Consider the following 13,913-nt stretch of genomic DNA (forward strand, 5'->3'; position numbering starts at 1 on the left):
ATGCGTGAGACCTTACCTCTGCTGGAGCTATCGGACTTCCCCTCTCTGCACCGAGGGGCCATTGAGACCTTGCAGGTCAACATTGGCTACCGTTGTAATCAGCGCTGTTTACACTGCCACGTCAATGCTGGGCCTAATCGAACCGAGATGATGTCGGACGACAATTTGGCGCTGTTATTGGAAGTTCTTACGGTCCGTAAACCCCGTGTGCTGGATGTGACTGGTGGGGCCCCGGAATTGCACTGGGGTTTTCGATCCCTTGTAAGAGGGGCGCGAGAGCGCGGAGTACATGTAATTGATCGCTGTAACCTGACAGTTCTTTTTGAGCCGGGCCAGGAAGATACCGCTGAATTCCTCGCTGAAAACCAGGTTGAGGTCGTTGCCTCCCTGCCGTGTTACTCAATCGATAATGTCGATAAGCAACGAGGTAAAGGAGTATTCGATAAGAGCATTGCGGCGCTACAAAAATTAAATGCATTGGGCTATGGCAAGCCCGGCAGTGGCTTAGAGCTCAACTTGGTCTATAACCCCCAAGGACCCTTTTTACCCCCGGAGCAAAGTGCTTTGGAGGCGGACTACCGAAGAGAGTTGGCGAACCACTTTTCCATTAAATTTAATCATTTGTTCGCTCTCGCCAATATGCCAATCAAGCGTTTTGGTTCCATGTTGGTTTCCAAGGGGCAGTTTCACGATTATATGGCGCTACTTAAAGACAGTTACAGTGCGGATAATCTCGCTGATGTTATGTGTCGTAGCTTGGTTAGTGTCGATTGGCAGGGAAACCTATTTGATTGCGATTTTAACCAACAGCTCAACATGCCTATTCCCGGCCGATTACATTTGCGAGATTTAATCGAGATAGATCTAAAGGGGGCGGCAATTTGCGTTGCAGATCACTGTTACGGTTGTACAGCCGGGCAGGGAAGTAGTTGTGGTGGGGCTCTCTAACTTTCTGTTAACGCAGATGGAACCTGAAAACGATGAGTAAAAAAATCCTGCTGGTAGCCGCTATTGTCGTATTGGTGGTGGCTTTCTACTTGCTTGATCTACACCATTGGTTGAGCCTGGAAAAGTTAAAGGATGGAGCGGAGGACTTTAAGCGCTGGCAGATGTCGTCACCGCTTTTAGTCGAGTTTTTGTTTCTGGTCTTCTATATTTTGGTGACTGGCTTATCACTTCCCGGGGCGGCAATTCTAACTATTGCAGCCGGCGCATTGTTCGGTCTTTTCTGGGGTACTGTAATCGTTTCTTTTGCTTCCAGTATCGGTGCCACCCTGGCCTTTTTAATGGCTCGATATTTATTCCGGGACTATATTCAGGGGCGTTTCTCCGAGCGGCTTCAAGTCGTCAATAAGGGAATTGAGCGGGAGGGGGCATTTTACCTTTTTGCGCTGCGATTGGTGCCGGCTTTCCCTTTTTTCCTAATTAATATCCTGATGGGGCTCACCCATATTAAAGCCTGGACTTTCTACTGGGTTAGTCAGCTCGGAATGCTGGCGGGTACGATAGTTTACGTAAATGCCGGCACCCAGTTGATGAGAGTGGAAAATCTCAAGGATATTTTATCTTTGCCACTGTTATTGTCTTTTGTTCTATTGGGTGTGTTTCCCTTAATTGCAAAATATGCGCTCAACTGGCTTAAGCGCAGGCGTCAGGCCGGGTGATCGATTTATGCAGAAACCTAAGAAATTTGATCGTAACTTAATTGTAATTGGTGCTGGTGCGGCGGGCTTGGTCACGGCTTATATCTCTGCGGCGGTTAAAGCAAAAGTTACTCTGATCGAAGCGGGTAAAATGGGTGGTGATTGTCTCAATACCGGCTGTGTACCCAGCAAAGCATTGATTATGTGCGCGCGGCAGGCCCATAGGGCGCGATGTGCAAGTGAGTTTGGCGTTATTCTTCAAGAGCCCGTAATTGATTTTCCCCGGGTTATGCAGCATGTCAGAGAATCTATTCAAGCAATCGAACCCAACGACAGTGTTGAGCGCTATACCGAGCTTGGGGTTGAAGTACTACAGGGAACCGCAGAGTTGGTAGACCCCTGGACGGTGAAGACCTGTCTAAACGATGGGGGAGAGCAAATACTGACGGCGAGAGCTATTGTATTGGCTACCGGCGCTGAGCCGAGTGCCCCGCCGTTTCCCGGACTCGATCAAGTGAATTACCTCACAAGCGATACCTTGTGGGATCGCTTTACCCAGCTACAAGCTCCGCCCCGCCGACTGGTGTTATTAGGTGGCGGGGCAATAGGTTGTGAGCTGGCACAAGCATTGGTCCGGCTCGGTTCGCAAGTCGTCTTGGTGGAGAGATCCAACACTATATTACCGGAGCTTGATACGGAAGTATCCGCAGCCGTAACTGAGGCGCTCACCCGCGATGGTGTAGAAATATTAACAGATCATGAAGCCGTTGAATTTGAGGGTAGTCCTGAACGAAACGGTGGAACCTTAATTGTTCAGAATAAGGGCAATAAGGTTAGGTTGGAGTTTGATGAAGTAATTCTGGCGCTGGGTAGACAATCGAAATTGGCAGGTCTTGGGCTTGAAAACTTGGGCTTGCAGGAAAGTGGCAGGCTTCAATTGGATGGATACCTGCGTACAACCTATCCCCATATTCTTGCTGCAGGAGATGTTGCTGGACCTTATCAATTTACCCATATGGCCTCCCTCCAGGCCTGGTATGCGGCGGTGAATGCACTTTTTGGTGATCTCAAAAAATTTGCCGTAGATTATTCATTAGTTCCCAGTGCTGTATTTGTTGATCCTGAGGTGGCCAGTGTTGGCCTTTCTGAGGAGGCCGCTCGTAAACAGAATGTTAATTACGAGATAACCCGCTACGATCTCGAACATTTAGATCGAGCGATTGTCGATGGTGCGCGCCGAGGTTTTGTGAAAGTACTCACGGTGCCGGGGAAAGATAAAATACTCGGTGTTTCCATTGTCGGAGAAAATGCAGCGGAATTAATTGCGGAGTTTATTTTGGCGATGAAATATGGGTTGGGATTGAATAAGATTCTCTCAACGATTCATATCTATCCCACTATGAGTGAAGCCAATAAATTTGTCGCGGGCAATTGGAAACGTGCTCACGCACCAGCAGCTATTTTACGTTTCTTAGAGGTTTTTAACCGCTGGAGGCGCAACTAATGCAGTTCAGTGTGATAGTCCCTCTATTAAATGAAAAGGAACAAATAGCCTCTTTACTGGATCACTTGCAGCAATTGAACGTGCAGGAAGATTGTGAGGTTATTGTCGTAGACGGCGGCAGTACCGATGGTAGTGTTGAGATTCTAGAGCAGTCTGATTTGCAGCTGGTCCACGCCACTCGGGGTAGGGCGGTTCAGATGAATGCTGGTGCGTTAATGGCTAAAGGTCAGTGGTTAGTGTTTTTGCATGCCGATAGCCGTCTACCCGCAGATGCCCTCAAGTCCATCACAAACCTCGAAAAGGAGAATGCCCACTGGGGGCGTTTTAATATTCAAATTGTCGGACACAGTTTTTGGTTTCCCTTGATTGCGACTTTGGTTAATTTACGCTCTCGTTTTAGTGGTATTGCTACAGGGGATCAGGCCATTTTTGTGCGCCGTGGTTTGTTCGAAGCTATCGGTGGATTCCCTGCGCAGCCGTTGATGGAAGATATTGAGCTGAGTCGTCGTTTGCGTAGTTATTACTGGCCCTATTGTTCTCGGGAAAAAGTAGAAACCTCAGGGCGTCGCTGGGAAAAGTACGGCGTATTGAGAACTATTTTATTGATGTGGCGATTGCGTTTTGATTACTGGCGGGGCGTATCAGCAGAGAGTTTGGCAAAGCGCTATGAGTAGTTTTCTATTGCCGCCCATGCGTCTTGTAGTGATGGCTAAGGCTCCGTTGCCAGGGTATGCAAAAACTCGGCTAATTCCTACTTTGGGAGAGAAGGGCGCAGCCGCTCTCGCATTACAGTTATTACAGGATACATTGGCAGAAGCGGTGAAGGCGGAGCTGGGCTCTGTCGAGCTGCATGCTGCGCCCAACACCCGGCACCTTTTTTGGCAGGAGTTCAAATTGCCTCAGGGAGTAAAGCTTTACAGCCAGTCAGAAGGTGATCTCGGTCAGCGCTTGTGGCAGGCTGCGAAAAGTTCTTACGCCGCTGGCCAGGGGTTCTTTTTGATGGGGACAGATTGCCCGGCATTAAATGCAGAAAGACTCCGAGCCGCGGCTGTGGCGCTAGTGCATACGGACTCCGTTATGTATCCCGCAAATGATGGTGGCTACACCCTGTTGGGCTTGAAGTATCTGCATTCTCGCTTGTTTGAAGATATATGTTGGAGTACTGAAGTCGTTGCCCAGCAAACCCTGGAGCGATTACAGGAATGTGATATGCAGTGTCAGCAATTGGATGTGCTTGCGGATATTGATGATCCTGAGGATTTGCAGTTTTTACCTAGAAATCTTTCGAGGCGTCTGGCAGATTTTCGGGAAGCAGATTAAAAGTAATCGAGAGTAAGGAGTATTTCTAGCTTGAACCAGGAAGTGCTGGCTCTAAGAATATAACTTCCCGCGTGACCTGCCAGCGCCCATCTTCATACACCAAATCTATCGCCAGTTTTAACAGTTGCTCCTGCCCAGCCAAATTGTTTTTTCGCGAGAAGATTACTAAAGCACTGTTTTCATTTGCCACTATGTGGTGAATTTTTTTCCAGTCGTTGAGAGGTAGTTCACCCGCGTCACGCTTGGCTTTAAACATATTGATGAAGGCCGTTTTGTCTGCCACTGTGACCCGGTCCGAAGGATCTAGTATGAAGACCTGCATTTCCCGGTGGTAGACACTTTCTAGTTCGTCTTCCCTGCAGTACACCCCGGCCTGCACGAGGTAGTCAATAAACTGCTCGATCTCTCTTACCGTATCTGGATTATCCATCGCTCAGGCACTCCAACCGGGACCAGATGAATATAGATTAAGGTGGAGACATTTGGGGCTTTCTTCGGCCAGGTTAAGCTGGCCTAGAGGGGGATTAGAGAGCGGGGGCGGCGCTGGCTTCGGAATTCACTGCGCTGTTCTCAGCAAGGATCCCGCCGTTTTCATCATTGGCTGCGGCCAGTCGTTGTTCCTCAATGCGGCTACTCCAGCTCAGAAGGGCTTGATAGTGGCGGATATTCTGTACATAAGTCACCGGTTCCCAGCCTCGGGCATAGCCGTGTTTGGTGGTCTTGTAATACTGACGCTTGGCCAGAAGGGGCAGGTGTTCGCGCACATCGGGCCAAAGATCTGGATTGCCGCCCATTCGTTCTGTCAGTACCCGGGCATCCTCAAGGTGGCCATAGCCTACGTTGTAGGCAGCTAGTGCCATCCAGGTTCTGTCGGGTTCGCGAATGCGATCCGGCAGTTTGTTGCGGATTTGTACGATATAGCGGGCACCACCCTCAATGCTCTCTTCGGGGTTTAGGCGGTTTACACCGAGATCTTTTGCGGTATTCAGGGTGAGCATCATCAGGCCGCGTACACCGGTGCGAGAGCGGGCACGCGGATTCCAATAGGATTCCTGGTAGCTGAGGGCTGCGAGTAAGTGCCAGTCGAGGTCATATTGGTCGGCAACCTTTTGCATGGTGCCGCGCCACTGGGGCAGGCGCTCGCGGCTGCGCTTGGCAAAGGCCTTGGCGCCGCCCACATTTAGGTCGCTGACGTGGCCAAAAAACTCTTCCCGCAACTGGGCAATCATGCCATTGGTATTGGCGCGCAACATAAAGCGACGCGCACTGCGATAGAGGCTGTCGTCATCACTTTGTGGGAAGGCCCAGGAAACCGGTTGGAATTGGGTGAGGTTGAACGCAACCGCGGTGTTTGGGTAAAGGCCGCGGTGAACTGCATAGGCGTTGGAATCGACAATTGCATAATTGTATTTTCCTTCCTGCACCATCTCCACCAATTCCATGGCGTCCACGTCGGAGACTTCCTCCCAATCCAACTCGGTATAGCGGGTGGAGAGTTTCTTCATTTCTTCTGCGTGAGCACTACCGGCAATGACGGCAACCTTTTTTCCTTCGAGATCGCTAGTTTTGCGCGGCCGCTGTTCGCCAACTCGGTAGATAACCTGCTGGCGAATTTCAAAATAGGATGGGGTAAAGCGGACTTGTTCGCGACGCTCTGGAGTTACCGTGAGGCCGGCAGCTGCGAAGTGCGCGCCACCCTCTGGGTCGCGCAGCTGATCGAACATTTCGTCCAGATCGTGCACGTCGCGAATTACCAATTTCACCCCCAGCTCTTCAGCAAATGCACGCAGCATGCCGTATTCAAAGCCTGTCGGGTTGCCGGAGGCGTCTTCGTAATAAGTGGTGGGGCCGTTTTGTGACAGGACAACCAATTCACCGGTGGCTTTGACACGCTCGAGTGTATTCGGTGCTTTACTGGCAACCAGCAGGGAGGCGCAGCAGGACAGGGCGATCCCTTTGCACACACGGCGGACGTAGCGCAGCATACGGCTTTTCATCATCATAGGCTGTCCTCTCTAGCTAGTCCGTTGGTTTATTTGCTGTTGTGCCTAAGGCCCTGTATGTCGATTTCGCTCTCAAATACGAGGGCAAAATTTGACGCAGTCCGCCAATTTTACATTATTTGACGACAATCTGCCCAGTTTGTCTTTTGAACACTGTGATCTGCGCGCTTGCAAAGCATTACAGACTTAGGTAGGCGAACCTGACTTTGATACAAAGTTGGTTTATTTACAGCCAAGCTTGCTGGTCTTTTGAACATTCAGGTTACTAATTAGTTCATGTGTACCCAAGTGTTGGGCGGGTGTGTTGGAGTGGCGATGCTTCAGGTACAATTGCGCCTCTCAAATTTCCGGGGCCTTGTGCGAAATCCCATTCGCGCAATCTTTCTCATTTAGACAAGAGGCTATCTCCCGCAATGTTAGTTCTGCGTGGTGCTCCTGCACTGTCGAAATTCCGCCATAAAAACCTGCTCAATCAACTGCGCGCGCTGCAACCGACCATCGACGATCTCTACGCTGAGTTCGTTCACTTTGCAGACAGCGACTCACTGGATAACCAGGAGATGGCCCTGCTGGAGCGATTGCTCCAATACGGCCCAACCGAGGAAAAGCACGAGCCGAAAGGCGAGTTGATCCTGGTAGTGCCGCGTCCGGGCACAATTTCTCCCTGGTCTTCCAAGGCTACTGATATTGCGCATAACACTGGCCTGAACAAAGTTCATCGCCTGGAGCGTGGCATTGCCTACTACGTTACTGGTGTCGAGTTAACCGAAGCTGAACGCCTTGTGCTGGCCTCCCGCTTACACGATCGTATGGTTGAAGCGGTATTCACCGATTTTGCTCAAGCTGAGCAATTATTTGTGGAAGAAGCGCCGCGCCCGTTGCGCGGTGTGGATATTCTCGAGGGCGGTCGCGAAGCTCTGGAAGATGCCAATGTCACCTTGGGCTTGGCCTTGGCCGAAGATGAGATTGATTACCTGCTCACCAGTTTCCATGAGCTGGAGCGCAATCCCACAGATGTAGAGCTGATGATGTTTGCCCAGGCAAACTCCGAGCACTGCCGCCATAAGATCTTCAATGCCTCCTGGACCATCGACGGCGAAGAAATGCCGCACTCCCTGTTCGGCATGATTAAGAATACGTACCAGAAGGGTGGTGACAATGTGTTGTCCGCCTATGCGGATAATGCAGCCGTCGTTACTGGTAGCGAAGCGGGGCGTTTCTACCCGGATCCTGACAGCAAGGAATACGGTTTCAGCACTGAAGCCATTCATCTGCTGATGAAAGTGGAAACCCACAATCACCCTACCGCGATTGCTCCTTTCTCCGGTGCTGGTACCGGGGCCGGTGGTGAAATTCGTGATGAAGGTGCAGTTGGCCGTGGCTCCAAACCAAAAGTGGGCCTGACCGGTTTTACGGTTTCCAACTTGCGCATTCCCGGCTGGGAGCAGCCTTGGGAAGCCAACTATGGCAAGCCTGAGCGTATTGTTACCGCTCTGGATATTATGATCGAAGGCCCGATCGGTGGTGCAGCATTTAACAATGAGTTTGGCCGCCCGAATATCTGCGGTTACTTCCGTACCTTTGAAGAAAATTTCGATGGCGAGCGTCGCGGCTATCACAAGCCGATCATGTTGGCTGGTGGTTACGGCAATATCCGCGAAGAGCATGTAGACAAGCCCGAGTTTTCCCCTGGCGCCAAACTGGTAGTGCTGGGTGGCCCGGCGATGTTGATTGGCCTCGGTGGTGGTGCAGCCTCCAGTATGGCCAGCGGCTCCAGCTCTGAAGATCTGGATTTCGCTTCAGTACAGCGCCAAAACCCGGAAATCGAGCGTCGCTGCCAAGAGGTGATCGACCAGTGCTGGCAGTTGGGTGAGAGCAACCCCATTGCCTTTATCCACGATGTGGGTGCGGGCGGTTTGTCCAATGCTTTCCCCGAGTTGGTGAAAGATGGCGGTACCGGCGGTAATTTTGAACTGCGCAATGTGCCCTGTGATGAGCCGGGTATGAGCCCGCTGGAAATTTGGTGTAACGAGTCCCAGGAGCGCTATGTACTGGCAGTGATGCCGGAAGATCTGGAGCGCTTCGAGCAAATCTGTGAGCGTGAGCGCGCGCCTTACGCCGTTGTTGGTGAAGCTACCGAAGACAAGCACCTGCTGCTAAATGACAAGCAATTCGAATCCAAGCCAGTAGACCTGCCGATGTCGGTGTTGTTCGGCAAGCCGCCGCGCATGCACCGTGAAGCAGAAACTCGCCAGGTGGAAAGTAAGGCATTTTCCACAGTAGATATCGACCTGAATGAAGCGGCTGAGCGGATGCTGCGCCTGCCCACAGTGGCTAGCAAGAGCTTCCTGATCACTATCGGTGACCGCACTGTAACCGGTCAGGTTTCCCGCGACCAGATGGTTGGTCCCTGGCAGGTGCCGGTGGCCGATTGCGCGGTAACTACCGTTGCCTATGACAGCTACGCCGGCGAAGCCATGTCTATGGGTGAGCGCACCCCGGTGGCATTGCTGGATGCACCGGCCTCGGGCCGTCTGGCAGTGGGTGAGGCAATCACCAATATCGCCTGTACCCCGGTGAAGCAACTATCCGATATCAAACTCTCCGCCAACTGGATGTGCGCTGCGGGCCATCCGGGTGAAGAGGAAAAACTTTATCGAACCGTAGAAGCAGTGGGTATGGAGTTGTGTCCTGAATTGGGCATTACCATCCCGGTGGGCAAAGACTCCATGTCTATGCGCACTGCCTGGGAGGAAGAGGGCGAGCAGAAATCGGTTACTGCACCGCTGTCTCTGGTAATTTCTGCCTTTGCTCCGGTAACTGATGTCCGCAAGACAGTGACACCGCAGCTGCGCACCGATAAAGGTGAGAGTGAGTTGCTGTTTATCGATCTGGGTGCCGGCAAAAATCGCTTGGGCGGTTCCTGTCTGGCGCAGGTCTACAACGAGCTGGGTGACAAGCCCGCAGACCTGGACGATGCCAAGAAGCTGAAAGGTTTCTTCGAGGTGGTACAGCAGGCTCTGAATGAAGACCTGATCATGGCCTACCACGACCGCGCTGACGGCGGTCTGTTTACAACCCTGGCGGAAATGGGCTTTGCCGGCCGCGTGGGTATGGATGTGGAAATCTACGAATTGGGTGAAGACCCGATTGCGGCGCTGTTCAGTGAAGAGCTGGGTGCGGTATTGCAGGTTCCCGCCTGTGAAGCGGATATGCTGGTACAGCGCTTTGCCGCTGTGGGTGTACCCACCCACAAGATCGGTTACCTGAACAATAACGAACACCTGTGCATCACCAATAACGGTGTTGAAATCTTCAAGCGCTCTCGTGCTGAATTGCAGCAGATCTGGTCGGAAACCAGCTACCGTATCCAGTCCCTGCGTGATAACGCCGAGTGTGCCGAGCAGGAATTCGCTGCAATTGCCAAAGAAGACCCGGGCCTGACAGTAAACCTCACTTTCGATATCAACGACGATATCAGCGCATCTTATATCGTTAAAGGTGTTCGCCCGAAAGTTGCTGTACTGCGAGAGCAGGGCGTGAATAGCCAAGTGGAAATGGCGCACTCTTTCCACCGCGCTGGCTTTAACGCTGTCGACGTACATATGAGTGACATCCTGTCTGGCCGTGTAGCCTTGGATGAGTTCAAAGGTTTGGTGGGCTGTGGTGGCTTCTCTTACGGTGATGTACTGGGTGCTGGTGAGGGGTGGGCTAAAACCATCCTGTTTAACGATCGTGCCCGCGATCAGTTTGAGGGCTTCTTCAATCGCAACGATACCTTCGGCTTGGGGGTGTGTAACGGTTGCCAGATGTTCTCAGTGATTAAAGAGCTGATACCAGGTGCTGATCACTGGCCGCGCTTTGTGCGCAACCTCTCTGAGCAGTATGAAGCGCGCTTCGCACTGGTAGGCATTGAAGACTCACCTTCCGTGTTGTTTAAAGGTATGGCGGGTACTTACATGCCGGTTGCCGTTGCTCATGGTGAGGGGCGAGTGGAGTTTGCTGACCAGCAGGCGCTCGAGAAGTGTGAAGCTTCCGGCACTATCGCGATGCGCTACCTGAATAACAAAGGGGAAATTACCCAAACTTATCCGGCCAACCCCAACGGCTCGGTAAATGGTATTACCTCTCTGAGTTCTGAGGATGGCCGCGTGACTATTATGATGCCGCATCCTGAGCGTGTTGCTCGAGCTGTCAGCAATAGCTGGCATCCAGATGAGTGGAAAGAAGATTCCGGCTGGATGCGCTTGTTCCGTAACGCGCGGGTGTTTGTCGACTAAGACAAGTCATTCCCTCGGTTTTTGCCTGCCGAGGTACACGTAAAGATTGTGGTGGCCGTTTCAGGTCACCACAATCTTTAGCAAATATAGAAATATTTCTGTAATTTTTTTCAGCCCTTTCATTTCCTGGCGTATTTTTTCCCTTCCTTAAAGTAGAAACTTCAGCTACTGCTATACTTAAACGATTATTCGAAATAACGTTTTTGCTATGGTGCAGTTATCTGTTGTATTTGCAGTTTACTTGCTCATTGCTCCATCCAATGTCTTGCTGGGATTAGGGTTCACATTTAATTCCGCTCGATTCTTTTCAAATTTCATCGTTTTTAACCTTTTCAGAAAAAAGCAGTTTCTGAGGGGGTATTCCTGCCTGGTAAAAGTGATTAAGGAGAAAACTATGGCGTACAGCGAAACTCTGGCTGAAAAAGTGCGCAAATTACTTCAGGGAAATGAAGGCCTCAGTGAAAAGCAGATGTTTGGAGGTCTCGCTTTTATGTTGAATGGCAATATGGCCTGTGGGGTTGTTGGAGAGGAGTTGATGGTCCGGGTTGGGCCTGATGAGTATCAAACTGCGTTGGCCGAACGCTATACCCGGCCTATGGATTACACCGGGCGCCCCTTAAAAGGCATGGTGTATGTGGAAGAAGATGCTGTCGCAGAGGATTTGGATAACTGGGTCAGTCGTGGAGCGGTATTTGCGGGCTCACTTCCTCCAAAATAATCGCTTATATTCACTGAACTTAGCAAATTAGTTTCTTTTTATTGCATGGTGAGTGATTAGCAGTCAGGAGTTGGCGTGAGTTCGCTGTTTTCTACGCGTTGACTTCTGTACGGCCTACACTCAGCGAAATAAATGTGACCCCGGTTCTATTCCCTCTTGGTCCTTGCTGATTTACCGCTCAGTAGTCTGAAAGGATATTGATTATGTATTTTCTCGAATTGAATAACGGTGTAGAGATACCTCAGCTCGGCATGGGAATGGCTGCGATTGGCAGCTGGCAGCAGGATGATGAGTATGTAACAGAAGTTATCTTGAAAGCCATGTCAGTGGGATATCGTCATTTTGACACAGGATCGGTCTATGGAAATGAGCGAGCTCTGGGAAGAGCGATCAAAGAATCCGGCCTAGCGAGGGAAGAGCTTTTTATTACCAGTAAAGTTTGGGATACGGAGCAGGGAACCAATAAAACTCACGATGCATTTGCCCGTAGCCTAGAGCGTTTGCAGCTGGAATACCTGGATCTATATCTGATCCATTGGCCCATGCCGGCCTATACCCGGGAGACCTGGGGTGCAATGGAGGCGCTTTACCAGCAGAAAAAAGTGCGGGCCCTGGGGGTGTCAAACTTTCGTAAATCTGATATTGAACAACTGGCGACTTTCTCGGAAGTGCGCCCTGTTTGTAATCAAATTGAACTGCATCCCTATTTTACTCAGCAGCCTTTAGTAGATTATTGCCAGTTCCATAAAATTGCGATTTGCAGCTGGTCTCCTTTGGGGTCGGGATCTACATGGAGCGGTGTCGAGGCTCATGAAAAACCTCTCATAGATCCAGTAATTGTGGACATTGCGAATAATCATGGGGTGACTTCAGGGCAGGTTATCCTTAAGTGGAATATCCAGCAGCATCGCATAGTTATTCCCAAGGCGGAAAGCCTGGATCACATACGCAATAACTTCTTAATATCTGATTTTAATTTGAGCAATGCGGAGATCCAGGCAATTAATGGATTGAACTGCAATAAAAGGTTGGGCGGTGATCCCGATTATGTTAATCAGAAAAATATAATGGTCAAAGTGCCCGATTAAATTTTTTCCAACAAAGCATAGGTCGCTATAGCGCAGGCGGAAGTAACATTCATTGAGGAATTGATACCCTGCATAGGTATGTGTACCACAGCATCTGCCAGTTCAAGGAGTTCAGGGGTAACTCCATCCTTTTCAGAGCCCAATACCAAACATATTTTATCCCCTTTGGAAACGGGGGTATCTTTGAGTTCGACGCTGTTTGAGGCAATCTCCAGACAAATTAATCGATAGCCCTTATTTTTTAAGGTTTGCGCGATATTGACTGCAGATGAGTGATATTCGTAGGGAACGTACTTTTCTGTAGACCGGGAAACTTTTCGAATTTTGGAATTAGGTGGAACCAGGCTTTCACCGGTTAAATAAATTTTCTCTACGCCGAGTGCATCGGCGATACGAAATAGGCCGCCGACATTGCTCGGTGTGCCGATATCGGTGGCTAAATAGCATAATGGGTAAGTGTTTTTACTGGGTTGATGACTACTGTGATCTGTCTGCATTTTTCGATTTGTTACTATAGGAAGTAGGGAAGTTACCACTTCCCCAGGATAATGTTGCGGTATTGATGGGGGAGTTAGTGACTGCTCTCTGCGATTTCGAGAGCCTCCTCGGCGACTCTTTGCGCAGTGGCCTGGCGATTACGCATCTGCTCTACCAGAGAGGGCTCCCGGTTGGCCTTTTGATTCTGGATATGCACCGCTTGCCTGTATACCTTATCTGAGACAATAAACTCTTCCGCTCGCTGGTTGATTTCACTGTAGCGTGTATTCAGTTCTGAGATCTTCTTGGATAGATGCTCAAGATCCAGGATATCGTCGAAGTAAAGGGCGATCAGCCGCTCGCACTCCCTGGCGATTGCCAGGTACTCGTTGCCTACCTGCCGATGTCCCTCATAGTTTTTCTTAAAATTGAAGAAAGTTTGCACGCCGCCCAATAGCGCGGCCAGCAGGGCCAGCGCCGCACCACTCCACTTGGTCCAATCAGGCAGCTCTGCATTGATCAGGGAGAAGAAAAGCGAACCGAGGAACAGGTTGACGACAACGATGGGCACCCCGCAAAGCACATGCAAATTGCGCCCCTTCATGGAGGCTCGGAAGTGGCTGTGTTTGCACAGGTGGGCATTCCAGCGGAGCTTCTCCAGGACTTCCACAGTGTTGGGTATATTGCTCATGATTCCTTTCCGCCCTCATTCTACTACTAGCTATTGTGGGCGATAGTTTGACGGATGCCAGCGAGATGTACAAAAGTGATGGTACAAAGGGCTAGTTTTTCAGTCTTGATAGTCAGGTATGTCCATATTTTGGGGTTCGCGTAAGTGATTGCATACCCTTGCTGCTCGAAATGCCTTCAGTTACATAGA

Annotated in this window: 12 protein-coding genes; 8 read left to right on the top strand and 4 right to left on the bottom strand. The window is 50.5% G+C overall.

Translation table 11 applies throughout. The annotated features are described in order from the left end of the window. Genes arsS through ACYX4J_RS04750 form a run of 5 tightly spaced genes read left to right on the top strand, consistent with a single transcriptional unit; the run spans position 1 to position 4,467 of the window. Positions 1-948 (top strand): arsenosugar biosynthesis radical SAM (seleno)protein ArsS, encoded by a 948-nt coding sequence (gene arsS / locus ACYX4J_RS04730; RefSeq protein ID WP_444933942.1) that lies wholly within the window; start codon positions 1-3, stop codon positions 946-948. A 32-nt stretch (positions 949-980) separates the two neighbouring features. Continuing rightward, positions 981-1,664: a TVP38/TMEM64 family protein gene (locus ACYX4J_RS04735; protein ID WP_444933941.1), complete on the top strand. Its 684-nt coding sequence runs from the start codon at positions 981-983 to the stop codon at positions 1,662-1,664. A 7-nt stretch (positions 1,665-1,671) separates the two neighbouring features. Beyond that, positions 1,672-3,147 carry a dihydrolipoyl dehydrogenase family protein gene (locus tag ACYX4J_RS04740; RefSeq protein ID WP_476177988.1) on the top strand — a complete coding sequence of 492 codons (1,476 nt, stop codon included), beginning with the start codon at positions 1,672-1,674 and terminating at the stop codon, positions 3,145-3,147. Next, positions 3,147-3,821 carry a TIGR04283 family arsenosugar biosynthesis glycosyltransferase gene (locus tag ACYX4J_RS04745; RefSeq protein ID WP_413662978.1) on the top strand — a complete coding sequence of 225 codons (675 nt, stop codon included), beginning with the start codon at positions 3,147-3,149 and terminating at the stop codon, positions 3,819-3,821. Before ACYX4J_RS04740 ends, ACYX4J_RS04745 begins: the two co-directional genes overlap by 1 nt. After that, complete coding sequence (locus ACYX4J_RS04750; protein WP_476177989.1) at positions 3,814-4,467, top strand: TIGR04282 family arsenosugar biosynthesis glycosyltransferase; 654 nt, start codon at positions 3,814-3,816, stop codon at positions 4,465-4,467. Before ACYX4J_RS04745 ends, ACYX4J_RS04750 begins: the two co-directional genes overlap by 8 nt. Before the next feature lie 25 nt (positions 4,468-4,492). Here the strand turns inward: ACYX4J_RS04750 and ACYX4J_RS04755 are convergent, their stop codons facing one another. Together ACYX4J_RS04755 and mltF are read right to left on the bottom strand one after the other, a co-directional pair. After that, positions 4,493-4,897 (bottom strand): hypothetical protein, encoded by a 405-nt coding sequence (locus ACYX4J_RS04755; RefSeq protein WP_444915776.1) that lies wholly within the window; start codon positions 4,895-4,897, stop codon positions 4,493-4,495. Between the two features lie 94 nt (positions 4,898-4,991). Further along, positions 4,992-6,470: a membrane-bound lytic murein transglycosylase MltF gene (gene mltF, locus ACYX4J_RS04760; RefSeq protein ID WP_413662975.1), complete on the bottom strand. Its 1,479-nt coding sequence runs from the start codon at positions 6,468-6,470 to the stop codon at positions 4,992-4,994. Positions 6,471-6,883: 413 nt separating this feature from the next. Between mltF and purL the strand changes: the two genes are divergently transcribed. The 3 genes from purL (at position 6,884) to ACYX4J_RS04775 (ending at position 12,556) form a co-directional block, all read left to right on the top strand. Continuing rightward, the gene (gene purL / locus ACYX4J_RS04765) at positions 6,884-10,750 is read left to right on the top strand and encodes a phosphoribosylformylglycinamidine synthase (protein WP_476177990.1); all 3,867 of its coding nucleotides are present in this window, start codon (positions 6,884-6,886) and stop codon (positions 10,748-10,750) included. A gap of 394 nt (positions 10,751-11,144) precedes the next feature. Next, on the top strand, positions 11,145-11,468 hold the full coding sequence (locus tag ACYX4J_RS04770; protein ID WP_282933807.1) for a TfoX/Sxy family protein: 324 nt from the start codon (positions 11,145-11,147) through the stop codon (positions 11,466-11,468). A 203-nt stretch (positions 11,469-11,671) separates the two neighbouring features. After that, on the top strand, positions 11,672-12,556 hold the full coding sequence (locus tag ACYX4J_RS04775) for an aldo/keto reductase (RefSeq protein ID WP_444907536.1): 885 nt from the start codon (positions 11,672-11,674) through the stop codon (positions 12,554-12,556). On the opposite strand, the gene ACYX4J_RS04780 is transcribed toward ACYX4J_RS04775, so the two are convergent. Both ACYX4J_RS04780 and ACYX4J_RS04785 read right to left on the bottom strand, forming a co-directional pair. Beyond that, positions 12,553-13,053, bottom strand: a complete 501-nt coding sequence (locus ACYX4J_RS04780; RefSeq protein ID WP_444907537.1) for a TrmH family RNA methyltransferase — start codon at positions 13,051-13,053, stop codon at positions 12,553-12,555. The genes ACYX4J_RS04775 and ACYX4J_RS04780 overlap by 4 nt on opposite strands. Before the next feature lie 74 nt (positions 13,054-13,127). Beyond that, a complete protein-coding gene (locus tag ACYX4J_RS04785; protein WP_444907538.1) occupies positions 13,128-13,724 on the bottom strand; it encodes an SLATT domain-containing protein in 597 nt (198 codons plus the stop codon). Positions 13,725-13,913: the final 189 nt, after the last annotated feature.

It is taken from the genome of Microbulbifer sp. ABM4_008, from assembly GCF_056311705.1.